The sequence below is a fragment of the Micromonospora sp. CA-111912 genome, assembly GCF_050948415.1.
Lineage (GTDB): Bacteria > Actinomycetota > Actinomycetes > Mycobacteriales > Micromonosporaceae > Micromonospora.
In genome coordinates, this window is sequence record NZ_CP192007.1 from 7,084,036 (window position 1) to 7,108,227 (window position 24,192).

Sequence of the window (24,192 nt, forward strand, 5' to 3'; positions counted from 1 at the left end):
GCCATCGGCACGCCGGTGGCCTCAGCACGGGGAAGGTACGGCAACGATGAAGCGGTTCCAGACGGCGATGGTGCTCCTGCTCGGGTCGGCGCTGGCTGTGTCGGCGTGCTCCGAGCCGGCTCCGGACTTCGTGCCGCCGCCGGCCACACCGACCGGCACCGCGCCGGCCGCGAGCCCGCGCCCGGCGGACGGCCTGCGCACCACCGGGCGCGGCCCCGAACTGCCCGGGGAGGGCGTCTGGCTGGGCGCCTGGGTGAAGCCGGACTGGCAGACCCCGGAGGGCCGGGTCGAGGCGCTGACCGCGTTCGCGGACCAGACCCGCGGCAAGGTCGTCCTGGCGCACATGTTCCACGACTGGGAGGACGACTTCCCCGGCCCCACCGAGCACGCGTTCCAGGCGGCCGGGAAGCTCCAGATGATTTCCTGGTCCGGCGCCGACACCCGGTCCATCCGGGACGGGGTGTACGACCAGCTGATCCGGCAGCGGGCCGAGAAGATCAAGCAGTTCGGGGTGCCGCTGCTGCTGCGCTGGCGGTGGGAGATGGACCGCCCCAACCTGGCCCAGAGCGTGCACTCCCCCGAGGACTACGTCGCCGCCTGGAAGCGGATCCGGGGCATCTTCACCGAGGTGGGGGCCACCAACGCCGGCTTCGTCTGGTGTCCGCACGTGCAGGGTTTCGTCGACGAGAAGCGCAACGCCGCCGCCTACTACCCGGGCGACGACCAGGTCGACTGGCTCTGCACCGACGTGTACCCGGGCAAGGAGTTCGACGGCTTCGCCGAGCAGATGGACACCTTCATGGCGTTCGCCGCCAAGCACCCCCGGCCGGTGATGATCGGCGAGTTCGGGGTTACGTACCCGGGCGGGCCCGGCCAGCGCGCCGCCTGGCTGACCGAGGCCCGCGACTACGTCAAGCAGCACCCGCAGATCAAGGCGGTGGTCTACTTCGCCGCGAAGCAGACCACGAAGCCCGTGTACGACAGCACGTTCAACGATGACCCGGAGGGGCTGGCCGCGTACCGGGAGCTGACCGCCGACCCGTGGTTCGCCGCACCACCCCCGCCGGTTCCGGTGCACGGTCCACGTACCGAGTGACGCCGTCCGGCTCGCTCGGCAGGGCCGGACGGGCCCGGGAAAAGCGACAATGACGACAGGCACATCGGACACCCGGGGGTAGACGCCGCGCGTCCGATGCGCCATCGTGTCCTCAGACTCTTCGTCGCCGGTCGTCGCCTCCCCGACCGGTAGTGACCGACCGGGTCCGCCCGGTAACGGAGGCATTCCCAGATCATTCTCCGCCGTTCCTCCGGAGTTGCCCGTGACCCGTCTTCCGGCGCTCACCCGCCGACCGCTCGCGGTCCTGACCGCCACACTCACCGCCACCGGCGTGCTCGTCGCCGGCCCGGCACCCGCCGCGCCCGACCACACCACCGTGGTCGGAGCGATCCCGTCCACCCTCACCCCCGACATCATCGACGGCACGGTCTTCGCCATCCATGACGCCGGCAGCAAGGTGATCGTCGGCGGCTCGTTTACCGGGGTGCAGAACCGCGACTCCAACGTGACCGTCGCCCGCAAATACGTGCTGGCCTTCGACAAGGCCACCGGCAAGGTGGACACCACGTTCGTGCCGGCGGTCGACGGCGAGGTCTACGACGTGCTCGCCGGCCCCACCGCCGACACCGTCTACCTCGCGGGCAAGTTCAACAACGTCAACAGCACCGCCCGCCGCAAGCTCGCCCTGGTCAACCTCTCCAACGGCAGCCTGGTCACCAGCTTCCCCAACCTGGCCTTCAACGGCCTGGTCAACGACGTGGCCCGGGTCGGCACCCGGCTGCTGGTGGGCGGCACCTTCACCACCGCCGCCAGCAAGGCGCGCGGCGGCCTGGTCTCGGTCAACGCCACCACCGGCGCGGTGGACGAGTACCTCACCGCCAAGCTGACCGAGCACCACAACTACGACGGGGTCAGCGGCGTGTCGGCCGGCGTCGGCGCCGAGAAGCTGGCTGTCTCGCCGGACGGCACCCAACTCGTGGTGATCGGCAACTTCAAGAAGGCCAACGGGGTCCTGCACGACCAGGTGGTCCGGCTCGCCCTCGGCAGCACCGCGGCAGCCGTCTCGTCCTGGAACACCAACCGCTACGAGCCGCGCTGTGCCTGGAACAAGTTCGACTCGTACGTGCGGGACGTGAGCTTCTCGCCGGACGGCAGCTACTTCGTCATCGCCACCACGGGCGCGTCGATCGCCGGGACGCTCTGCGACGCCGTGGCCCGCTGGGAGACCTCGTCCACCGGCACCGCAGTCCAGCCGACCTGGGTCAACTACAGCGGCGGGGACACCTTCCTCTCGGTGGGCATCACCGAGAAGGCGGTCTACGTCGGCGGCCACTTCCGCTGGCTGAACAACACCTCGGCCACCAACTCGGCCCTCCCGGGCGCGGTCGCCCGTCCCAGCATCGCCGCGCTCGACCCGCTCAACGGCCTGCCGCTGTCCTGGAACCCGGGCCGCAACCCGCGCGGGTACGGCGTGGCGGAACTGCTGGTCACCCCGCAGGGCCTCTGGCTCGGCTCCGACCAGCCCTGGATCGGCGACCGCAAGTACCGCCGGGAGCGCATCTCGTTCTTCCCGCTGGCCGGCGGCGCCGCACCGCACTCCACCGCCACCGCCGCGCTGCCGGGCAACGTCTACCAGGCCGGGGTCGGTAGCGGCACGGCAAACACGGTGCAGCGCCGGTCGTACGACGGGACGGGCACGGTGGGCGCGGCCGCCTCGGTCGCCAACCCCGACGGCACCACCTGGTCGACGGCCAAGGGCGCATTCTGGGTCGGCGGCACCCTGTTCTACGGATTCAACGGCGCGCTGTGGCGGCGCACGTTCAACGGTGCCACGTTCGGCGCCCCCAAGCTGGTCGACCCGTACCACGACCCGCTGTGGGACACAGTGGTGACCGGCGCCGGGCCGGAGGGCCAGACGTTCCGGGGCACCACCGTGAGCTTCTACCCGGAGATCGCGAACGTGACCGGCATGTTCTACACCAACGGGCGGCTCTACTACACGCTCAGCGGGCAGGCCGGCCTCTTCTGGCGCTGGTTCAACCCGGACAGCGGCACCGTCGGGGCGGACAAGTTCACCGTGGCCGGCGCGACCGGCTTCGCCGACTCCGGCAGCGTCTTCGTCTCGGGGTCCCGGATCTACCTGATCAGCCGCACCACCGGCAACCTGTCGTCGGCGAGCTGGGTCAACGGGGCGCCCTCGGGCGCCTGGACCGTGCGCAGCGGCCCCGCCGTCAACGGGGTCGACTGGCGGGCCCGGGCGGTCTTCACCGGCCCGTAACCGTCGTCCCACGGCGGGGGTCGACCCCGCCCGACCGGCCTCCACCGACGGCCCGGTTCCCCTCGCGGGGGCCGGGCCGTCGGCGTCCCGCCGCCCGCGGGGCCCGCCGGCGGTCGTCGGGCGGTACGGGGGCATCGCCGTGCCGGCCCCGGCTCGCTACTGTCGTGACGTGCCCACAGAGCCTCTCCGCTGCGCCGGCGCGCTTGTCGTCGACGACGACGGCCGCATCTTCGTCCAGCGCCGGTCCCCCCAGCGGGTCCTCTTCCCCGACGCCTGGGACATCGTCGGCGGCCACCTGGAACCGGGCGAGGGGGTCGAGGACGCGCTGCGCCGCGAGGTCACCGAGGAGACCGGCTGGACCGTGTCGCACGTCCTCGGCCCGGTCGGCGAGTACCGCTGGACCGGCGCCGACGGGCTGGACCGGGTCGAGGTCGACTTCCTCGTCCGGGTCGACGGGGACCTGAGCCGGCCCCGGCTGGAGGAGGGCAAGCACACGGAGTTCCGCTGGCTGGCCGAGCGGGACATCGCCCTGTTGGACGAGCACCGCGACGTCGACGACGGGCTGATCCGGCGGATCGCCGAGGATGCCTTCGCGGCGCTGCGCTCGATCGGTCTGTGAGCGACGGCGTCGAGCTCGCGCCGCACCGGTTCGCGGGGCTGGTCGCCCCGCCGGTGGACCGGGTCTTCGTCGCCGGCATCCTCGCCGGCCGCGACGGGGGCGGCGCGGAGCTGAGCCAGCGGTACGGCGGGCCGGCGGCCACCGGCTTCCTGATCGAGTTCCGCACCCGGCTGGCCGCGCCGGGCGGGACCGTCGACCCGGCGGGCTTCGCCGCGGTGACCCGGTACCGGGACCCGGGGTCCTGCCAGCGGGCGCTGGACAAGCAGATCGCCTACGGCATGCTGCACCGCCGCCCCGACGGCTGCTTCTCCGCGACGGAACGCGGGCAGGCCTTCCTCACCGAGATCTACCAGGTGCACGCCGAGGTGACCGAGGAGCTGTGGGCCGGGCACGACGACCGGGTGCTCCGGCTGGTCGAGGCGCTCGGCCGACTGCTCACGTACGCGATGGTCGCCGCCGAGGAGGAGCCGGGCTCGGCCGGCGACGCGTTCGCCGTGATGGCGCCTCCGCACGAACCGGACGGCGCCTCGCCGGGGGTGCTGCTGCTCAACCGGCTCGGCACGCTGCGCTACCACCGGGCCGACGCGCACGAGGCCGCGTGGACGGCAGCCGGGCACACCGCGCTCAGCATCACCGAGCTGCCGGCCGGCCCGGAACGCCTGGCCATCGAGCAGGAGACGGACCGGCGGGCGGCGGGCCCGTACGTGGTGCTGACGGCCGACGAGCGGCTGGCAGTGCTCGCCGACCTGGCCGCGCTGCCGGGGTGAACCCCGGTTGACGGCGGGCGTGTTCCGTCCCGGCGCTATCCTCCACCGGTGACCCGGAGTCGTACGAGGGAGAACGTCGCATGATCGGTATGGTGCTCGCCGCCGGTGCGGGGCGTCGACTGCGCCCGTACACCGACACCCTGCCCAAGGCGCTGGTGCCGGTGGACGGTGAGACCACCATCCTGGACATCGCGCTGCGCAACCTCGCCGAGGTCGGGCTGACCGAGGTGGTGATCGTCGTCGGGTACGCCGCGGACGCGGTCGTCTCCCGCCAGGCGGAGCTGGAGAAGCGCCACGGCGTCACGATCAGCCTCGTGCACAACGACAAGGCCGAGGAGTGGAACAACGCGTACTCGCTCTGGCTGGCCCGGGAGCACTTCGCCCGGGGCGTCCTGCTGGTCAACGGCGACACCGTGCACCCGGTGAGCGTGGAGAAGACCCTGCTGGCCGAGCGCGGCCCGGGCATCCTGCTCGCGGTGGACACCATCAAGGCGCTGGCCGAGGAGGAAATGAAGACCACCTTCGACGCCGCCGGCCAGCTCACCCGGATCACCAAGCTGATGGACCCGGGCGAGGCGTACGGGGAGTACATCGGCGCGACGCTGATCGAGCCGCAGGTGGCCGACGCGCTCGCCGACGCCCTGGAGGCGACCTGGCGGCGGGACCCGAACCTCTACTACGAGGACGGCTACCAGGAGTTCGCCGACCGGGGCGGGGAGGTGCGGGCGGCGCCGATCGGCGACGTCTCCTGGGTCGAGGTCGACAACCACGCCGACCTGGCCCGGGCGCGGGAGATCGCGTGCCGCTGCTAGCCCGCACGGTGCTCACCCCGCTGCACATCGACGTGCGGCGGGGAGCGGTGGCGGACCTGGCCGCGATCCTGGCCGACGGCCGGATCTCCTCCGGCGGCGACGTGGCCGTGGTGGTAGGCCCGGGCCAGGGCACGCAGATCGCCGAGCTGATCCGGCCGTCGCTGCGCTCCGCGGACGTGTTCACGGTGTCGGGCGGCACCCTCGACGCGGCCGACGACCTGGGCGGGAAGCTCCGCGCCCGGTCGTACGACGCGGTGGTGGGCATCGGCGGCGGTAAGACCATCGACGTGGCCAAGTACGCGGCCACCCGGCGCGGGCTGCCGATGGTCACGGTGGCGACGAGCCTGGCCAACGACGGCATCGCCTCCCCGGTGGCGTCGCTGATCACCGAGGGAATCAAGGGCTCCTACGGGGTGCACATCCCGATCGCGGTCATCATCGACCTGGACTTCGTGGAGGCCGGGCCGGAGCGGCACAACCGGGCGGGCATCGGCGACGTGGTGAGCAACATCAGCGCGCTGGCCGACTGGGAGCTGGCCCGGCAGGTGCGCGGGGAACCCGTCGACGGGCTGGCCGCCTCGCTGGCCCGGATGGGCGCCGAGGCGGTCCTCGCGCATCCCGGCGACATGACCGACGACGCGTTCGTCACGGTGCTGGCCGAGGCGTTGATCTCCAGCGGCCTCGCGATGGCGATCTGCGGCACCAGCCGCCCGTCCAGCGGCGGCTGCCACGAGATCATGCACGCGGTGGACGCGCTCTTCCCGGGCACCGCCTCGCACGGCGAGCTGGCCGGGCTCGGCGCGCTCTTCTGCACCTGGCTGCGGGGAGACCTGCGCCGGTTCCGGGAGATGTCGGCCTGCCTGGCCCGGCACGGCCTGCCCCGGCTCCCGGCCGACGTGGGGCTGAGCGACGACCAGTTCGTCGAGGCGGTGCAGTTCGCCCCGGCGACCCGGCCGGACCGGTACACCATCCTGGAGCACCTGGCGATGTCGCCTTCCGAGACGCGGGAGCGGCTGGCAGACTACGCCGGTGCACTCCGCGACCACCTTGGCTGAGCCGTCCCGCCCCTCCGTAGCCGACTTCCACCGGGTCAACCGGGGGGGTGGCCTGTTCAGTGAGTCGGTCAGCCAGTGGCTGGGTGCGGTGTTCGCGCTGGTCGCCCAGCGGCTCGGGCTACGCCCCACCGCGCTGACCATCGCCAACCTGGTGCTCGGCCTGGCCACCTCGGTGACCGTGGTGGCCCTCGCCGGCCGGGTCGCCGCCGGGGACGTGCCGGCCTGGGTGGTCGGCCTGGCCGCGCTGGTCGGCTGGCAGGTCGCGTACTCGCTGGACTGCGCCGACGGGCAGCTCGCCCGGGTGACGGGGCAGGGCAGCGCGGCCGGGGCGCGGGTGGATGTGCTCTGCGATGTGGCCGCCCAGATCGCCCTGGTGGCCGCCCTGTCCGCCACGGCCGTGGCGCAGCGCCCGGAAACGCCGAGCTGGTTGGTCGCCCTCTTCGCGGGCACCTGGATGGTCAACCTGGTGACCTCGGTGATGCAGGCCGGCCCGAACGCGGCCAGCATGGTCACCTCGACCTCGCTGCCGATCCGGCTGGTGAAGCTGGTCCGCGACTACGGCGCGGTGATCTTCGTGGCCGGCCTGGTGCTGGCGTTCGCCCCGGCCCTCGTGTTCTGGGTGATCGTGGCGTTCACGATCGTCAACGGCGGCTTCCTGCTGGCCAGCATCGCCTTCTCCGCCCGCGCCTCGCTGCGCTGAAGGCTCGCCTCGGTGATCATGAAGTTATCGCCATCCGCTCCGACGTTTTCTGCCGCTAACTTCATGATCACCGGCGGTCCCGGTCCGGCCCCGCTCTCCTAGTCGCTCAACTCTCCGGCGGCGGTGGTTCGTCCGCTCCCCGGGCCTTCCACAGCTGATATTCGGTGATTCAGGCTTCCACGTCCTCCACCAGCCAGGCCGCCCCGCCAGCCAACCGGTCGAAGGGCTCCGGAAATCGGGTCGGTTGGTGAGCTGGACGACCCGGACGCGCGACACGCCCAGGCGCTCCTGAAGTTCCGCGCTCCCGTACAGCCTCCGCCGCCAGCCCATCCACCGAAGCATCCTGAGCTGGCATACGGCCGCCGAGCCTCGATCGCGCCAAAGAAGCAACGTGCCCCGGCTCCGAAGATGCGAGCCGGGGCACTGCACTGCCTCATCGATACGAGAGGTAGCGCTAGTTGGTCTTGAGGGAGTCGATGAACGTGCGCCAACCCTGGGCGTCGAACGCCAACGCGGGGCCACTCTTGTCCTTGCTGTCTCGGACAGCGACCCCGTCGCGGAGGTCGGCCACCTCGACGCACGCGCCGCCATTGGAGTCGCTGCGGGTGGACTTCCGCCACACCGCGCCGGTGAGCTCCGGGTTCGACATGTCAGCCTCTACTTCATCTCGTCTGCGATCCGCAGGATGAGCCGTCGGGACTCTGCCGGCCCCAGGGCCGCAGCCTGGAGACGACCCCAGAGCCGATTGTAGGACCGGAGCGCCTCGGGGCTGTCGAGGTAATCCGCGTCCGTGAACGTCTCCAGGTAGACGACGTCCGACGCGACCTCCTCCCCGAACCGGAGGATAATGAAGTTGTACGAAGACGTCACGTACGTCTCGGCATTCAAGGGAAAGACCTGGATTGTCACGTTCGGGCGGCTGGCGAGAGCGGCGACATGGGATAGCTGCTCCCGCATTGCCGCCCGGTCGCCGAGGTCACGCCGCAGCGCCGACTCGCTGAGGATGAAGTTCAGCTCCGGCCCGTCCGGGCGATCAATCACCTTTTGTCGTTCGAGGCGCACTGCGGTCTGCTGCTCTACATCATCCCCTTCGATAATCGCCCGGATGTAGGGCTCGGTCTGGAGGATGCCGGGGATGACCTCGGATTGGTACCAGCGGATCTCTGCCGCGTCCGCCTCCAGGTCGAGGTACTGCCGGAACCAGTCCGGCACCACGTTCCGGTACCCGCTCCACCGTCCGCGCTGCCTACCGGCGCGGGCAAGGTCCCGTAGCGGTTCGGCGTCCTCCCCCGTCACTCCGTAGAAGTCGAGCAGCAACTTCAAGTCCGTCAGCCGGATACCGGACTGGCCCAGTTCCAGCCGACTGACCTTGCTCGACGCCGAGTCGATGACCTCTGCGGCCTCGTCCTGGGTCTTGCCTGCCGCTTCTCGGGCTCGCTTGAGGGCGTTGCCGAGGCGACGCCTCTGGATCGTCGGGGTGACCATGCGGCGAGTATCCCGCCCCTCCGGCCGCCCACCTGACGACACGCCGCGAGTTCCCAAATCAGGACCACCGTCGTAGCATCTGAATTTGGACTTCTAATTCAAGAAACCAATATCAACTTCCGGGAGGCTCAATGGCTCGGCACGCGAAGAACCCGACGCACCTCGGTCTGCTGCGAAGGCTCTGGCCGTTCAAGCGTCGTCGTTGGAGCCCACTCGACCGCCTAAGCCCGACGACGATCTATCCGAAGCGGGCAGGGGCATACCGGGCCATAGGCGTGGCTCAGGTGATCTACCTGCCGGAACGGCCGTTGCTGACCCTCGCGGGGGAATACCGGGCGGGATGCTGGTCATGACGGCGCGGCGAAGGCCCGATCGCGAGGACCGAGGCGAGCAGATCCAGGCGGCGGAACGGAAGGCCGCGCGGCAGCGGATCCTCGCGCAGGCCGAGGCGGACCGGATACCGGCCGAGGAGACGACCCGGGCGGTGCCGGACCGGCGGTGGCGGCATGGACAGCAGTGAACTACTGCCGGTCGGCCGGCGGGTGGCGTACTGGCGGAGGCGCCGGAGGATGTCGCAACAGGTGTTCGCCGATCGGCTCGGCAAGTCGAAGAGCTGGGTCGACAAGGTCGAGCGGGGTGTCCGGTCGCTGGACAAGGTGTCGACGTTGCGGGACATCGCCGTTGCCCTACGGATCGATACCGCCGTGTTGCTCGGCCGGGACGTTCAGTCCGCTGTGGAGGCCGAGCGGGTCGAGGGGGTGGAGCGGATTCGGGAGGCTCTGTCGACGTACGAGATCGCTTTGGGCCGGCCGGCGGCCCGCCGTGTTGTGCTGCCGGCTGACCGGTTGGCCCGGGATGTCGAGCACGCGTGGGTCATGTTTCAGCATGCCCGGTATCCGCAGGTGATGGCCGTGGTGCCGGGCCTGCTGGCCGGTGTGCAGCGTGTCGTCGCCGACGATTCCGGGTGGGGTCGCCCGCTGCTGGTGGCGGTGTACCGGGTGGCCGCCTCGTTGCTGGTGAAGCTCGGCGAGGTCGAGCTGGGCTGGTTGACCGCAGACCGGGCCATGGCTGCCGCGACCGGCGATCCCGTGTCGGTGGCCGCCGCAGCGGTGCAGCTCGGCCAGGTGTTACGCGCTTCGGGGCGGGCGCGGGCGGCGCTGTCGGCGACGCTGGCTGCCGCGTACCGGATCGCCCCGCCCGATCCGGACGGCGGCACCCCGGGCGCGTTGTCGTTGTGCGGGACGTTGCTCGTGCAGGCCGCCCTGGCGGCGGCCCGCCGGGGCGACGACCACGCCACCGCTGAACTCCTCGACGAGGCCGCCGGCATGGCCGCCCGGGTAGGAGACGGCCAGGATCATCACCGGACCGCGTTCGGGCCGACGGCGGTCGACCTGGCCCGCGCCGCCGCAGCCCTCGACCTGGGCGACGCGAGCGAGGCGGTTGCCTGGCACGAGAAGACGACCAAACGGGACGCCTGGCGGTGGCTACCGGTGGAACACCGGGCAGCGCACCTGGTCGATGCCGCCCGCGCGTACGTCCAGGCCGGCGACCCGGCCAGCGCGGGCCGAGTGCTGGTCGATGCCGACCGGATGGCGCCGGCCGAGGTACGCCACGGGCCGGCCGCCCGGGAGGTGCTCGCCCAGGTGGCCCGTGACCCGCACGCCCCGGCCACGATCATCCAACTCGCCGCCGCCCTCGGGGTGACCTGAGCATGACCGCGCCGTTCCTGTCGTTGACCCAGATTCGCAACCGGCTGATCCTCACCGCCCGAGCGGTCCTCCGCGACCACCGGACCGGCCCGGACGGCCGCTGCCGGGTATGCCGGCGCCCGCACTGCCCGGTGTCGACCGCCGCCCGCAACGTCATCCATGCCGCCGAAGAAGTACCGCAGCGAAGCACGGCACTCCCGCCGACCGCAGGGGACCCGAACGACCCCCAGCAGGCCGGATGACCTCGCCCGACAAGAGTTGCCGGCCGGCACCAGTGGAAAGGGGCCGGCTGGCACCCGCCGAGCTTCGTCGCGTCGAAGAGTGCATCCGACAGGTTCTTGGCCTGTAGGCGGGTCCGCCCGGCTCGGCGGAGTAGCTGTACTTCGCTGCTCAGCTTGGTCGGCAAGCCCGCACCGCCTGCTCATGGCAGGGGGCTAGCCTGTGGGGCCAAGCCTAACGCGACGCCATGGGGACGAGGCACGTGATAACCGGTGAGCTGAAGAGCAAGATCGACCGCGTCTGGGATGCCTTCTGGTCGGGCGGCATCTCGAACCCGATGGAGGTGATCGAGCAGATCACCTACCTGCTCTTCATCAAGAGGCTAGACGAGATGGAGACGCGGGAGCTGAAGAAGGCGGAGCGCTTCCCGGACGCCCCGGTCACGCTGCGGTTCCGGCCGGACCAGCAAGAACTCCGATGGTCCCAGTTCAAGGACCGAGACCCAGAGACGATGTTCAAAATCGTCACCCATCAGGTCTTCCCGTACCTCCAGACGCTCGGTAGCGACGGGTCGACGTACTCGCACCACATGAGGGACGCCCGGTTCACCATCCCCAACCCGGCGCTGCTCGGCCGCGTGGTCGACATGCTCGACAAGCTTCCGATGGAAGACCGGGACACCAAGGGCGATCTCTACGAGTACATGCTCAGCAAGATCGCCACCGCTGGTCACAACGGGCAGTTCCGCACGTCACGGCACATCATCCAACTGATGGTCGAGATGACGGCCCCCACACCGACCGACGCGATCTGCGACCCGGCCTGCGGCACGGCGGGCTTCCTCGTCGAGGCCGGCGAGTACGTCCGGCGCACGCATTCGGACGCGCTGCTCGACGCGGTGCAGCGGAAGCACTTCCACGAGCGTATGTTCCACGGATTCGACTTCGACGGCACGATGCTGCGGATCGGCAGCATGAACATGCTGCTGCACGGCGTGGAGAGCCCTGACATCCGCTACCGCGACTCGCTGGCCGAAAGCGTCAGCAAAGAATCCGAGAAGTATTCGCTGATCCTGGCCAACCCGCCGTTCGCTGGCAGCCTTGACTACGAGAGCACGTCCCAGGACCTCCAGCGAATCGTCAAGACCAAGAAGACCGAGTTGCTCTTCCTCGCCCTCTTCCTCCGGCTCCTCAAGCCGGGCGGGCGGGCGGCCGTGATCGTGCCGGATGGCGTGCTCTTCGGGTCGAGCAAGGCGCACAAGGAGCTGCGCCGGATGCTGGTCGAGGACCAGAAGCTCGACGCCGTGGTGAAGCTGCCGAGCGGCACCTTCAAGCCCTACTCGGGCGTTTCCACGGCGATCCTGTTATTCACCAAGACCAACAGCGGCGGGACCGACAACGTCTGGTTCTACGAGGTGACCGCCGACGGCTGGAGCCTGGACGACAAGCGGACACCCCTGCTGCCCGCCGAGAAGCTTGGGCCGGTGCCGGGCGTGGCGCTGGCCGAGGACGAGCACGCGAAAAACAACCTGCCGGATGCCCTAACGCGCTGGTTCCGCCGGGACAGCGACGAGTTGCAGCGGGCACGGACCGATCAGAGTTTCTGCGTGACCAAGGCCGACATCGTCGAGCAGGGCTACGACCTCAGCCTCAACCGCTACAAGGAGGTCGTACATGAGGATGTGGAGCACCGCTCGCCGCTTGACATCTTGGCCGACCTAGAGCGCTTGGAAGCTGAGATCCAGCAGGGCATGTCCGAACTGAAGGCGATGCTCCGATGAGGAATTGGCCAACCGTACCAATCTTGAATGCAGTTTCAGACAAGACGTCCGGAAACCCGAAGACTCTTCAGTCCGAATACTTGAAGACCGGCTTCTATCCTGTCATTGACCAAGGCAAGAATTTGATTGCCGGGTTTACGAATGATCCAACGTTGCTGCATCGCACAAGTGGGCCCGTTATCGTCTTCGGGGACCACACGCGCTGCTTCAAGTATGTCGACTTTCCGTTTAGCATGGGTGCCGATGGCGTGAAGGTTCTCAAACCTCAGGCAGGCTGGGATCCCAAATTTCTATACTATTACTTGACCTCCTTGCCACTCCCTAATGCTGGGTACTCGCGGCACTTTAAGTTCTTGAAGGAGCAGACAGTTGTCCAGCCTCCGCTTAGAGACCAGCAGAGAATAGCGGAGGTGCTTGATTGGGCGCACGATCTGCGCGCCAAGCGCCGCGAAGCCCTCGCCCACCTCGATGACCTGACTCTGGGCATTTTCCTTGACCTATTCGGTTCTCCGAATACGAATCCGCAGGGCTGGCCGATGATCAGGCTTGCAGACGTGTTGGCGATGCCTCTTAGAAACGGCATCTCCCCTGCCACTCGTGGTGAGGTCCAGGGGCAGGTGCTCACTCTGTCCAGCATCACGGGGCGACGGTTCGACCCCACGGCAAAGAAGACGGCAGCCTTCCTCGCGCCGCATTCGACTGCCCAGGTCGTACATCCGGCCGACTTTCTCATGTGCCGGGGTAACGGCAACCTCCGCCTCGTCGGTCGAGGCTTTCTTCCTTCGGAAGCGATGCCGGACACCGCCTTTCCGGACACGATTATCGCCGCGCGAGTCAGAACCGAACTGGTGCGCCCCGTCTTCTTGGAGCACGTCTGGCGCTCGACTGCCGTCCGGCGGCAGATCGAATCCTCGGCGCACACCACGAACGGCACTTACAAGGTCAACCAGAAGGGCTTGGGAGGCATCTCGTTCTTTTCGCCGCCGTTGGAACTGCAGGACCGGTTCACGGCCCGGGTTACGGCTGTCGACGCACTTCGCGCCAACCACTCGTCCGGCCTGGCGGAGCTGGATGCGCTGTTTGCGTCGTTGCAGGATCGGGCTTTCCGGGGGTTGCTCTGATGTGAGAAGCTCTAGGGCTGTCCACTGTGGGGGGTAGACGTTCCGATGAGCAACTTCGCGTTCCTGCGGGCCGAGTGGCCCGAGCTGCTTGACGAGGCCCTGCGGGCCGAGCGACTTGCCGTCGCCGACCCGCGGGGCTCGTGTTTCTACGCCCGGCGCACCCTGGAACTCGCGCTCGGCTGGCTCTTCGACGCCGACGCGACACTCGCCAAGCCGTACAAGACTGACCTCTCCGCGAAGATCCACGAGCCGACACTGCGCAAACTGGTGGGCATTGACCTCCAGATCAAGATGAACGTCATTCGCAAGCAGGGCAATCGGGCCGTGCACGAGCGGACGCCGGTAAGGCACACGGAGTCGGTGCCGGTCCTCCGCGAGTTGTTCCACGTCACGTACTGGATCGCCCGGCACTACACCCGCGACCAGGCGCAGGTCCCGGCGAACGCCCTCGCCTTCGACCCAGGCCTGATTCCCCGGCCGATCCCCTCTCAGGTGCGGCAGCAGACCCAGGCCGAGCTGAAGGCGCTCGCCGACAAGCTCGCCACCCAGGACGCGGCGCTGGCCGCCGAACGGAAGCGGTCCGCCACCCTCGACGCCGAACTGGCGAAGCTGCGCGCCGAGATCGCCGCTGCGAAGGCCGCCAACGAGGCCCGCCCCGACGACCACGACTACGACGAGGCGCAGACCCGCGACCTCTTCATCGATCTCCTGCTGGCCGAGGCCGGCTGGCGGCTCGATGGTCCGGACGACCGCGAGTTCGAGGTAACCGGCATGCCCAACAAGACGGGCACCGGCTACGTCGACTACGTCCTGTGGGGTGACGACGGCAAGCCACTCGCGGTGGTCGAGGCCAAGCGCGCCCGGCGGGACGCCACCGCCGGCCAGCAGCAGGCCAAGCTCTACGCCGACTGCCTGGAGCAGCGGTACGGCCAGCGGCCGGTCATCTTCTACACCAACGGCTACGACATCTGGCTCTGGGACGACACCGCCTACCCGCCTCGCCCGGTGCAGGGCTTCTACACCAAGGACGAGCTTCAGCTCCTGATCCAGCGCCGCGCCACCCGCCTGCCGCTCGCCGACGTACCCATCAAGGGCGAGATCGTCGAGCGGCACTACCAGCACCGGGCGATCCGGAAGATCGGCGAGGCGTTCGAGCGGGATCGGCAGCGCCAGGCGCTCGTGGTGATGGCCACCGGCGCCGGCAAGACCCGTACCGTGATCGCTCTGATCGACGTGCTGATGCGGGCCAACTGGATCAAGCGGGTGCTCTTCCTCGCCGACCGCACCGCGCTGGTCAACCAGGCGGTCAACGCGTTCAAGACGCACCTGCCCGAGGCGGCCACCGTCAACCTGGTCACCGAGAAGGACACCGAGGGCCGGGTGTACGTCTCGACGTACCCGACCATGATGGGCCTGATCAACGAGACCGCGAGCGGCGGGCGGCGCTTCGGGCCCGGCTACTTCGACCTGGTCATCATCGACGAGGCACACCGGTCGGTGTACCAGAAGTACCGGGCGATCTTCTCCTGGTTCGACAGCCTCCTGATCGGGCTCACCGCGACCCCACGCAACGAAATCGACCGCAACACCTACAGCCTGTTCCACCTTGAGGACGGCGTCCCCACCGACCACTACGACCTCGACGAGGCGGTCAAGGAGGGCTACCTCGTCCCGCCACGCGCGTTCTCCGTGACGACCGAGTTCCAGCGACGCGGCATTCGCTACGACGACCTCAGCGAGGAGGAGAAGGACGAGTGGGACTCGCTCGACTGGGGTGACGATGGGCCGCCGGACAGCGTCGACGCGGACGCGCTCAACAAGTGGGTGTTCAACGGCACGACCGTGGACAACGTCCTGGAGACGCTGATGACCCACGGCCACCACGTGGCCGGTGGGGACCGGATCGGCAAGACGATCATCTTCGCCCGGAACCAGGCGCACGCCGACTTCATCCAGAGGCGGTTCGACCTCGCGTACCCGACGCACACCGGTCACCGCGCCCGGGTCATCACCCATAAGACCGAGTACGCGCAGAGCCTCATCGACGACTTCTCCCAGCAGGAAAAGGACCCGCACATCGCGATCTCGGTGGACATGCTAGACACCGGCATCGACGTGCCCGAGGTCGTCAACCTGGTCTTCTGTAAGCCCGTACGGTCGAAGTCGAAGTTCCTCCAGATGATCGGCCGAGGCACCCGGCTCTGCAAGGACCTCTACGGTCCCGGGCAGCACAAGAAAAACTTCGTCGTCTTCGACTTTTGCCAGAACTTCGAGTACTTCAACCAGAATCCCAAGCCGGCGGAGGGGAAGCTGGGTGAGTCGCTGACTGAGCGGTTGTTCAAGGCCCAGCTCGACCTGATCTACCGCCTCGACCAGCGTCTTCCCACCGATGCCGGCCCGGGGACGGAGGCTGACGGGACGCAGAGCGAGGCAGGCCTGCGGTGGGATCTGGCCCGAAACCTGCACGCCCGGGTGGAGAACATCCACCTCGAAAGCTTCGTCGTACGCCCCAAGCGGCGCCTGGTGGAGTACTACGTCGACTTCGTGCGCTGGCACCGACTCACCCCCGAAGCAGTGGACGAGATCGGCGGCAACCTCGCCGGCCTACCCACCTCCGTGAAGGACGAGGACGAGACGGCCAAACGCTTCGACCTGATGGTGCTGCGCCTCCAGCTCGGCCAGTTCCAGGTCGTACCCACCTACGACCGGCTGCGCCGACAGGTGCAGGAGATCGCCTCGACGCTGCTGGAGCAGACCAGCATCCCGGCGGTCCGCGAGCAGCAGCAACTCCTCGACGAGGTGGCCGGTGACGAGTGGTGGCAGGACGTGACCCTGCCGATGCTGGAACTGATGCGTCGACGCCTGCGTGGGCTGGTCAGGTTGATCTCGCGATCCAAGCGGGCCATCGTCTACACCGACTTCAGCGACGAACTGGGCGAGATCTCGGTCGTCTCGCTGAACGACATCAGGATCGGCACGAACTTCGAGCGGTTCCGCGCCAAGGCCCGGGTGTACCTGCGCGCCCACGAGGACCACTTGGCGTTGCAGAAGCTGCGCCGAAACAAGCAGCTCTCCCCGACCGACCTCGACGAGCTGGAGCGGATGCTCGCGGCCAGCGGTGGCGGCACCGAGGACATCGACCGGGCCCGCCGCTCGTCCGACGGGCTCGGGCTCTTCGTCCGCTCACTGGTCGGACTCGACCGGGAAGCGGCCAACGAGGCGTTCAGTGAGTTCCTGGCCGGCCGTACCCTGACCGCCAACCAGATCAGTTTCATCAACCTGATCATCGCCCACCTCACCCAGAACGGCGTGATGGCACCCGAGCGGCTCTACGAATCCCCCTTCAGCGACATCGCGCCGGACCCGGAATCGGTCTTCCCGTCCGCTGACGTGGATCGCCTGATCACGATCCTCAACTCCGTCCGGGACACGGCCGCCCCTGAGCGTGAGGTGGCTTAGGAAGGCGACTCAGTCGGGTCGGCTCAGTCGGCCTTGACCTGGTCGATTGAGCCGATCACCTGCCCGGTCAATCAAGATCATTGCACATACTCTGCACGACGAGCGGAATGCCTGACAGAGGGTGGTGACGTGCGGGCGTCTCGACGTCAGAGGTGCGAGAATAGACGACGATCCGAGACGCAGGAACTGAACCGTGACGTCGAGCAGCACCGAGCAGATGCCCGAGTGGCCGACCGCTGACCACGGCCGGACCTGTTCGAGTCCGACGACGAGCTGAACGACTTTCTCGCCGACCTGTACGCCTCCCGACTGGCCGGCGCCGCGTGAGCCTGGACCCGAACGCCGCGTCGACCGTCCAGCCCGGTCGGGGCGCTACTCGGTGCCGGGAGCCGCGACCGGCAAGCCCACCGAGGCTGCGATGTCCGCCATCCGCTTGTCGTAGGTGACCAGCACGTCGAGCGCATCACCGAGAACCTGGGCACTCGCTACGTGCAGCGCGTCCAACGTCCGGATGCCGGTGGGGAGAGCTGCCGCGAGATCCCGGACCTCCTCGGTCAACAGGATCTCGGTGAAATTCCGTGCCAACATCTGCATGGCGTCCGGATAGTCTCCGATCCGGTCGAGGGTGCGTACCGTCTCGACGAATCCGACGGAGCTGATCGCCATCGGCACACCAGCCCGGCTTTCCAGGAACTCCTGCAGCTCGGTGGCGTAGGTGCGTCCGGAGAGCAGCGTGATCAAGGCGGACGAGTCGAGGTAGATCACCGCTCATCCTCCTCGCGGTCGGCCAGCAGCAGATCGAGGGGCGACACATCGGGCGGTACGTCGTAACGGGGCAGCCGGTCGATGTCACTCGTGGTGGTCGCCTTGAGGCGGATCACCCCTTTGGCCACCAGGGACGCGTATCTACCGAGCGTCCCCGAACCCGGCAGCAGCACGGCGATCACGCTGCCGTGCCGCGTGACCTCGATCGTCTCGCCCCGCTCAACCCGGGCGAACATCGCGCTGGGGTTGTAGGAGAACTCGCGCACGGACACGGTGCTCACGCCACGCCTCCCTTGTGCCGACAACGCCAGCATTGTACCCACAAACGGCGGTCAGCCGAGCGAGGCGTACACGTCGATCAGCCTCTGCGTGACCACGTCCGGGTGGAACGTGCGCTCGTACCGTGCCCGCGCAGCCGGGGCCAATCGCGCCGCGCCGGCCCGGGCGACCGGCAGCGCGGCGGCCATCGCGGCCGGTTCCGGGGCCACCACCCAGCCCGCCTCCCCCGCCTGCACCCCGGCGGGCAGCGCGACGCGCCCCTCCCCGGGCGCGGCGGTGGCGACGGCCGCAGGGCCGGTGCCGGCGGGCTCGCGGGGGGCGTCGGCCCCGAGCAGGTACGGGATGCCGCCGAGCGCGGTGCCGAGCACCGGCCGCCCACTCGCCAGCGCCTCGATGATCACCGTGGGCAGCACGTCGTGCCAGGTGGAGGCGGCGATGATCACCGCGCTGGCCTCGATCGCCGCGCGCACCCCGGCCCGGTCCAGCGATCCCAGGTACGTCACGTCGGCGCGTTCGGCGGCGGCGGCCTCGGCCAGCGGGCGCAGCTCGCCGTCACCGGCGATCCGCAGCGGGCCGAGTGATCCGTCCGGGTGCCGCCGCCAGGCGTCCAGCAGCAGGCCCAGCCCCTTCTCCGGGGAGAGCCGGGCCATGTACAGGAAGCCGTCGCCGAGCGGCGCGGGTGCCCCCGGGTCGGGGATGCCGTTCGGCTTCACCACGATCCGGTCCGCCGGGACGCCGTAGTCGCGCAGGTGGTCGGCGACGGCGCTCGTAAGAGCGATGAAGCGGTCCACCGACTTCCAGGTGCCCCGGTGCACGGCCAGCGTGGTGGCCATCAGCGCGCTCTGCGCCCGCGAACCCCGGTAGCAGCGGTGCACGATCGCCGGCACCCCGAGCGCCTTGCCCCGGCAGTCCTGGCAGATCATCCCGTCGCGGAAGTACAGCCCGGAGGAGCAGACCTGCCGGTAGTTGTGCACCGTCTGCACCACCGGCACGCCGTGCTTGTGCGCGGTCCGCACCACCCAGGGCGAGAGCAGCGGGTACGGGTTGTGCAGGTGCAGCACGTCCGGCCGGTGCTCGGTGATCAGTCGGCTCAGCTCCTGCTGCGCCCGGGGGGCGTAGATCGGGGAGACCGGCAGCAGCGCCTTGGCCGACTTCGGCATGCTCGGGATCTCGTCGGAGCTGCGCAGGAACGGCAGCACCTCGACCCCGGCCGCCGTGAGCTGGGCGATCTCCGCGTCGACGATCGTGTTCTCGCCGGAGGGCTGGGCCTCCCGGTACCGGTTGTGCGCCACCACGATTCTCACGGGAAAGAAGGCTACCGTTGCCTGATGCCTGAACTTCCCGAGGTGGAAGCGCTCGCCGGCTACCTGCGGGAGCGCGCGGTGGGGCGGCGCGTCGACCGGGTCGAGGTCGCCGCGATCAGCGCCCTGAAGACGTACGAGCCGGCGCCGGCCGCCGTGTCGGGCCGTACGGTGACCGACGCCCGGCGGTACGGCAAATTCCTCGCCGTGGTCTTCGGCGACGACCTGCACCTGGTGGTGCACCTGGCCCGGGCTGGCTGGCTGCACTACCGGGAGTCGTTCCCCTCCGGCGGGCCGCTGCGCCCCGGCAAGGGGCCGATCGCCCTGCGGGTCCGGCTCGACGACGGCTCCGGCTTCGACCTGACCGAGGCGGGTACCCAGAAGAAGCTGGCCGTGTACCTGGTCGCCGACCCGGCGGCGGTGCCCGGGGTGGCGAAGCTCGGCCCGGACGCGCTCGCCGCCGACCTGGCCACCTTCGCCGGGCGGCTGCGCAGCCGGCGGGGGCAGGTCAAGGGGGTGCTGACCGACCAGACGGTGCTGGCCGGGGTGGGCAACGCGTACTCCGACGAGATCCTGCACGCCGCGCGGCTGTCCCCGTTCGCGCTGTCCGACCGGCTGACCGACGAGCAGGTCGCCGCCCTGCACGAGGCGACCGGCCGGGTGCTGGGCGACGCGGTGTCCCGCTCACTGGGACAAAAGGCGGCGGAGTTGAAGGGCGAGAAGCGGTCCGGGCTGACCGTGCACTCCCGGACAGGGCTGCCCTGTCCGGTCTGCGGCGACACCGTACGGGAGGTCTCGTTCGCCGATTCCAGCCTCCAGTACTGCCCCACCTGTCAGACCGGCGGCAAGCCCCTCGCTGACCGTCGGTTGTCCCGCATCGTACGGTGAGTGACGACGGGGGGTGGTTACGGAGTGGAATCGCCGTCCGAGCCCCGATCCTCCCGGTCCGCGCCTCTACCGGGGCCGCCATCCATCGGTATAGTGGCTCGGTCCCCGGCTTTCGCACCTGAGGTGGAGCCGGCCGGATCCCGCGCGGCACACCGGGCGAGAAGTCCCTCGGGTCTACATCCGGTGCGGACCCCGCGTGGGAAACTGAACGGTGGGCGACCCGAGCCCTCACTGCGAGTGAGTGGCGCGTGTCATTCGGGAGGACATGGGTGAGGTGACGACAAGCCTCCAGCGCCCGGTAACCAACGAAGGCCGGAGCGAACTCGTGCGGCACGTCGACAGCTTCGAGATCCAGCCGCCGACACCGCCGTCACACAACGGCGTGCCTCGGTCGGCCTGGGCCCGGGCCCGCCGACGCGTCTCCCGCTGGCACCGCCCCTACACGGCCGCCCTGCTCCTGCTCGACTTCGGGGCGGCGGCGCTGGCGAGCTTTCTCGCCATCCAGATCTTCGACCAGGCCGCCTCCGGCTTCTACGGCGTGAAGGAAAACCCCACCTGGTTCTACACGGTCGCCTTCGGCCTGCTGCCGCTCGGCTGGGTGGTGCTCCTGTGGGGCAATCGGGCGTACGACCGGCGCTACCTGGGCCTGGGCCCGGACGAGTTCAAGCGGGTGATCCGGGGCGCCGTGGCGGTCGCCGCGACGGTCTCCTTCCTCGCCTTCGCCACCGTGACGCAGCTCTCCCGGTGGACAGTCGGCTTCGCGCTGCTCGGTGCCCTGGTGCTGATCCTGTTCGGCCGCATCCTGGCCCGTTCCACGCTGCACGCGATCCGCCGCCGGGCCGGCCAGGCCGGGCACCGGATGGTGCTGGTGGGCACGCTCCCGGAGTGCCTGGAGGTCTACACGGCGGTCACCCGCAACCCGAGCGCCGGGCTCGTGCCGGTGGCCATCTACATCACCGACGGGTACGCCGCCGCCCGGGGCATGCAGACCCCGGTCCCGGTGTACGCCGGCCGGGACATCCTCGCCCTGGTTCGGGAGGTCGGCGGCGACACGATCGCGGTCTGCGGCTCGGCGAGCGCCGAGCCGGGCGAGCTGCGCCGGCTGGCCTGGCAGTTGGAGGGCTCCGGCGTCGACCTGGTGGTCGCCCCGCAGCTCACCGACATCGCCGGCCCCCGGGTGCACATCCGCCCGATCGAGGGGCTGCCGCTGCTGCACGTCGAGGAGCCGACCCTGTCGGGCCCGGCGCTGCTGGTCAAGAACCTGATGGACCGGGTCGCCGCCGGGCTCGGCCTGCTCCTGCTCGTCCCGGTCTTCCTGGCCGTCGGGGCCGCGATCCGGCTCTCCGACCCCGGCCCGGTCTTCTTCCGCCAGCCCCGGGTCGGCCACGAGGGCCGGACATTCCGGGTGTGGAAGTTCCGCACCATGTACGTCGACGCGGAGGACCGGCTGGCCGGCCTGGTCGACCAGAACGAGACCGACGGCATGCTGTTCAAGATGAAGCAGGACCCCCGGGTCTTCCCGGTGGGCCGCTTCCTGCGGGCGTCCTCGCTGGACGAGCTGCCCCAGCTGATCAACGTGCTCTGGGGCGAGATGTCGCTGGTCGGGCCGCGCCCGCTGCCCGCCGACGACGGCGACTTCCTCGGCGACGTGCGCCGCCGGCTGCTGGTCCGGCCGGGCATGACCGGGCTGTGGCAGGTATCCGGCCGATCCGACCTGTCCTGGGACGAATCGGTCCGGCTGGACCTCTACTACGTCGACAACTGGTCCCTGGCGTACGACCTGAGCATCCTGTGGCGCACGGTGGGCGTCGTGCTGGCGAGCAGGGGCGCGTACTGACGGGCTTGGCGTAGCGGGCGGGACAGGCCAGGATCGCTGCGTGGCTGGCAACATATCCGCCGTCGTCGGCGTGCTCTCGCTCGGCACCGCGCTGGCCGCGGCGCTGTACGCGGTGGTCCGGCTGCGCGCCCGACGGGGCATCGCCACCGCCACCCAGCGGGCCACCTACGAGGTGCTGCACACCGCCGGGCTGGCCGCCGAGTCGCTGCGGGCCGGCCTGAGCGCGGCGGGCGCGGCGAAGGCCGTACGCCACCTGCGGGCCCTGGTCGGGGCGGTCGGGCTGGCCCTCACGGACCGGGAGTCCCTGCTCGCCCTCGACGGACGCGGGACGCACCACACCGACCAGCTCGTCGCGGCGGCCCGGCGGGCGGTGTCCGGCGGGCGGTCGACCGTGCTGGGGGAGCCGGAGCTGCACTGCGACCGGGTCGACTGCCCGGTCCGGGGCGCGGTGGTCGCCCCGTTGCGCGCCGACGGCCGGGTGGTCGGGGCGCTGGTCGCGGTCGCCGACGGCCCGCCCGCGCCGGGGCTGGTGCAGGCCACCCTGGAGACCGCCCACTGGGCCGGCAACCAGCTCGCCCTGGCCGAGCTGGACGCCTCCCGGGAGCGGCTGGCCCGGGCCGAGGTACGCGCGCTGCGCGCCCAGATCAGCCCGCACTTCATCTACAACGCGCTGACCGCGATCGGCTCGTTCGTCCGGACCGACCCGGAGCGGGCCCGGGAGCTGATCCTGGAGTTCGCCGAGTTCACCCGGTACTCGTTCCGGGCACACGGCGAGTTCACCACCCTGGCCGAGGAGCTGCGCTCGATCGACCGGTACCTGACCATCGAGCGGGCCCGGTTCGGCGATCGGCTCCAGGTGCGGTTGCAGATCGCCCCGGAGGTGCTGCCGGTGACGCTGCCGTTCCTCTGCCTCCAGCCGCTGGTGGAGAACGCCGTCCGGCATGGGTTGTCCCGCAAGCCCGGCACCGGCATGGTGAGCATCGAGGCCCGGGACGCGGGCGCCGAGTGCCACATCACGGTGGAGGACGACGGAGTGGGCATGGACCCGACGACGCTGACCGCCGGGATCGCCGAGCTGGCCGGGGCCGGCAGCGACCCGACCGACGACCCGGGCCAGCACGTCGGCCTCTCCAACGTCGACGAGCGGCTCCGCTCGGCCTTCGGGGACCGGTTCGGCCTGGTCGTCGAGACCGGCCTCGGCTCCGGTACGAAGGTGAGCATGCGGGTGCCGAAGTTCCACCCCGGCGTGCGGGCGGGCTCGTGAGCGAGCGGCCCGGCCCCGCAGGCCTGGCCACCGGCGCCTTCCTCCGGGTGCTGGCGGTCGACGACGAGCCGCCGGCGCTGGACGAGCTGGCGTACCACCTGCGGGCGGACCCCCGGGTGGCCCGGCTGCACACGGCCGGGGACGCCACGGAGGCGCTGCGGGTGCTCCGCGACGGCGACGTGGACGTGGTCTTCCTGGACATCCGGATGCCCGGGCTGGACGGCATGGAGCTGGCCCGGGTGCTGCGCCGCTTCGCCCGGCCCCCGGCGATCGTCTTCGTCACCGCGTACGACGACGGCGCGGCGGACGCCTTCGACCTTGGTGCGACCGACTACGTGCGCAAGCCGGTGCTGGCCGAGCGGCTGGCCGAGTCGCTGCGCCGGGTGGTCGGCTCCCGGGTGGTGCCGGCGCACCCGGCGGCACTGGCCCGGGCGGAGGACGACCCGACGATCCCGGTCGAGCTGGCCGGCACCACCCGGATGCTGCCCCGCTCGGCGGTGCGCTGGGTGGAGGCGCAGGGCGACTACGCCCGGCTGCACACCGCCGACGGTTCGCACCTGGTCCGGGTCTCGCTGGCCACCCTCGCCGAGCGCTGGGCGGACGCGGGATTCGTGCGCATCCACCGGTCGTACCTGGTGCAGTTGAAGCTGATCGCCGAGCTGCGCCTGGTCAACTCCGGCTACGTCGTGGTGCTCGACGGCACGGAGCTGCCGGTGAGCCGGCGGCACACCAGGGAGCTGAAGGACAAGCTGGTCCGCGCCGCCAAGCAGGACTGGAACCGCTGAGCCGGGAACAAC

Annotated in this window: 22 protein-coding genes; 17 read left to right on the forward strand and 5 right to left on the reverse strand. The window is 70.0% G+C overall.

Annotated features, from left to right (window positions below; genetic code table 11):
• Window positions 1-46 precede the first annotated feature (46 nt).
• The 7 genes from ACQPZO_RS30325 to ACQPZO_RS30355 all read left to right on the forward strand — a co-directional run bounded on the left by ACQPZO_RS30325 (window position 47) and on the right by ACQPZO_RS30355 (window position 7,288).
• On the forward strand, window positions 47-1,096 hold the full coding sequence (locus ACQPZO_RS30325) for a glycoside hydrolase family 26 protein (RefSeq protein WP_433345619.1): 1,050 nt from the start codon (window positions 47-49) through the stop codon (window positions 1,094-1,096).
• Window positions 1,097-1,319: 223 nt separating this feature from the next.
• Window positions 1,320-3,335 (forward strand): hypothetical protein, encoded by a 2,016-nt coding sequence (locus ACQPZO_RS30330; protein ID WP_433345621.1) that lies wholly within the window; start codon window positions 1,320-1,322, stop codon window positions 3,333-3,335.
• Between the two features lie 169 nt (window positions 3,336-3,504).
• Window positions 3,505-3,954, forward strand: coding sequence for an NUDIX hydrolase (locus tag ACQPZO_RS30335; protein ID WP_433345623.1), 450 nt, complete (start codon window positions 3,505-3,507; stop codon window positions 3,952-3,954).
• Window positions 3,951-4,721 carry a hypothetical protein gene (locus ACQPZO_RS30340; protein WP_433345625.1) on the forward strand — a complete coding sequence of 257 codons (771 nt, stop codon included), beginning with the start codon at window positions 3,951-3,953 and terminating at the stop codon, window positions 4,719-4,721. Before ACQPZO_RS30335 ends, ACQPZO_RS30340 begins: the two co-directional genes overlap by 4 nt.
• An 80-nt stretch (window positions 4,722-4,801) precedes the next feature.
• On the forward strand, window positions 4,802-5,533 hold the full coding sequence (locus ACQPZO_RS30345; protein WP_433345627.1) for a sugar phosphate nucleotidyltransferase: 732 nt from the start codon (window positions 4,802-4,804) through the stop codon (window positions 5,531-5,533).
• The gene (locus ACQPZO_RS30350; RefSeq protein ID WP_433345628.1) at window positions 5,521-6,588 is read left to right on the forward strand and encodes an iron-containing alcohol dehydrogenase family protein; all 1,068 of its coding nucleotides are present in this window, start codon (window positions 5,521-5,523) and stop codon (window positions 6,586-6,588) included. The genes ACQPZO_RS30345 and ACQPZO_RS30350 overlap by 13 nt, the downstream gene beginning before the upstream one ends.
• Window positions 6,563-7,288, forward strand: a complete 726-nt coding sequence (locus tag ACQPZO_RS30355) for a CDP-alcohol phosphatidyltransferase family protein (RefSeq protein WP_433345630.1) — start codon at window positions 6,563-6,565, stop codon at window positions 7,286-7,288. Before ACQPZO_RS30350 ends, ACQPZO_RS30355 begins: the two co-directional genes overlap by 26 nt.
• A 454-nt stretch (window positions 7,289-7,742) precedes the next feature.
• On the opposite strand, the gene ACQPZO_RS30360 is transcribed toward ACQPZO_RS30355, so the two are convergent.
• Together ACQPZO_RS30360 and ACQPZO_RS30365 are read right to left on the reverse strand one after the other, a co-directional pair.
• The gene (locus tag ACQPZO_RS30360) at window positions 7,743-7,937 is read right to left on the reverse strand and encodes a DUF397 domain-containing protein (protein ID WP_433345632.1); all 195 of its coding nucleotides are present in this window, start codon (window positions 7,935-7,937) and stop codon (window positions 7,743-7,745) included.
• A gap of 8 nt (window positions 7,938-7,945) precedes the next feature.
• Window positions 7,946-8,773 carry a helix-turn-helix domain-containing protein gene (locus tag ACQPZO_RS30365; RefSeq protein ID WP_433345634.1) on the reverse strand — a complete coding sequence of 276 codons (828 nt, stop codon included), beginning with the start codon at window positions 8,771-8,773 and terminating at the stop codon, window positions 7,946-7,948.
• 349 nt (window positions 8,774-9,122) lie between these two features.
• On the opposite strand from ACQPZO_RS30365, the gene ACQPZO_RS30370 reads away from it, so the two are divergent.
• The 6 genes from ACQPZO_RS30370 to ACQPZO_RS30395 all read left to right on the forward strand — a co-directional run bounded on the left by ACQPZO_RS30370 (window position 9,123) and on the right by ACQPZO_RS30395 (window position 17,061).
• Entirely contained in the window at window positions 9,123-9,293 is a 171-nt protein-coding gene (locus ACQPZO_RS30370; RefSeq protein WP_433345636.1) for a hypothetical protein, read from the forward strand.
• Between the two features lie 49 nt (window positions 9,294-9,342).
• A complete protein-coding gene (locus ACQPZO_RS30375; RefSeq protein WP_433345637.1) occupies window positions 9,343-10,482 on the forward strand; it encodes a helix-turn-helix domain-containing protein in 1,140 nt (379 codons plus the stop codon).
• A 2-nt stretch (window positions 10,483-10,484) separates the two neighbouring features.
• A complete protein-coding gene (locus tag ACQPZO_RS30380) occupies window positions 10,485-10,724 on the forward strand; it encodes a hypothetical protein (RefSeq protein ID WP_433345639.1) in 240 nt (79 codons plus the stop codon).
• Window positions 10,725-10,963: 239 nt separating this feature from the next.
• Entirely contained in the window at window positions 10,964-12,481 is a 1,518-nt protein-coding gene (locus ACQPZO_RS30385; RefSeq protein ID WP_433345641.1) for a type I restriction-modification system subunit M, read from the forward strand.
• Window positions 12,482-12,561: 80 nt separating this feature from the next.
• Window positions 12,562-13,602: a hypothetical protein gene (locus ACQPZO_RS30390; RefSeq protein WP_433345643.1), complete on the forward strand. Its 1,041-nt coding sequence runs from the start codon at window positions 12,562-12,564 to the stop codon at window positions 13,600-13,602.
• 45 nt (window positions 13,603-13,647) lie between these two features.
• Window positions 13,648-17,061 (forward strand): DEAD/DEAH box helicase family protein, encoded by a 3,414-nt coding sequence (locus ACQPZO_RS30395; RefSeq protein ID WP_433345645.1) that lies wholly within the window; start codon window positions 13,648-13,650, stop codon window positions 17,059-17,061.
• Between the two features lie 372 nt (window positions 17,062-17,433).
• On the opposite strand, the gene ACQPZO_RS30400 is transcribed toward ACQPZO_RS30395, so the two are convergent.
• From ACQPZO_RS30400 to ACQPZO_RS30410, 3 genes are read right to left on the reverse strand one after another with little or no spacing between them, the layout of a single operon-like run.
• Window positions 17,434-17,826, reverse strand: coding sequence for a type II toxin-antitoxin system VapC family toxin (locus ACQPZO_RS30400; RefSeq protein ID WP_433345646.1), 393 nt, complete (start codon window positions 17,824-17,826; stop codon window positions 17,434-17,436).
• On the reverse strand, window positions 17,823-18,107 hold the full coding sequence (locus tag ACQPZO_RS30405; protein ID WP_396671948.1) for a type II toxin-antitoxin system Phd/YefM family antitoxin: 285 nt from the start codon (window positions 18,105-18,107) through the stop codon (window positions 17,823-17,825). Before ACQPZO_RS30405 ends, ACQPZO_RS30400 begins: the two co-directional genes overlap by 4 nt.
• A gap of 51 nt (window positions 18,108-18,158) precedes the next feature.
• Entirely contained in the window at window positions 18,159-19,409 is a 1,251-nt protein-coding gene (locus tag ACQPZO_RS30410) for a glycosyltransferase (protein WP_433345648.1), read from the reverse strand.
• A gap of 24 nt (window positions 19,410-19,433) precedes the next feature.
• Here ACQPZO_RS30410 and ACQPZO_RS30415 point away from each other — a divergent pair, with 24 nt between their 5' ends.
• The 4 genes from ACQPZO_RS30415 (at window position 19,434) to ACQPZO_RS30430 (ending at window position 24,180) form a co-directional block, all read left to right on the forward strand.
• The gene (locus tag ACQPZO_RS30415; protein WP_433345650.1) at window positions 19,434-20,294 is read left to right on the forward strand and encodes an Fpg/Nei family DNA glycosylase; all 861 of its coding nucleotides are present in this window, start codon (window positions 19,434-19,436) and stop codon (window positions 20,292-20,294) included.
• A 265-nt stretch (window positions 20,295-20,559) separates the two neighbouring features.
• Window positions 20,560-22,131 carry a sugar transferase gene (locus tag ACQPZO_RS30420; RefSeq protein WP_433351357.1) on the forward strand — a complete coding sequence of 524 codons (1,572 nt, stop codon included), beginning with the start codon at window positions 20,560-20,562 and terminating at the stop codon, window positions 22,129-22,131.
• Window positions 22,132-22,171: 40 nt separating this feature from the next.
• Window positions 22,172-23,395 (forward strand): sensor histidine kinase, encoded by a 1,224-nt coding sequence (locus tag ACQPZO_RS30425; protein ID WP_433345652.1) that lies wholly within the window; start codon window positions 22,172-22,174, stop codon window positions 23,393-23,395.
• A 23-nt stretch (window positions 23,396-23,418) separates the two neighbouring features.
• A complete protein-coding gene (locus ACQPZO_RS30430; RefSeq protein ID WP_433351359.1) occupies window positions 23,419-24,180 on the forward strand; it encodes a LytR/AlgR family response regulator transcription factor in 762 nt (253 codons plus the stop codon).
• Window positions 24,181-24,192: the final 12 nt, after the last annotated feature.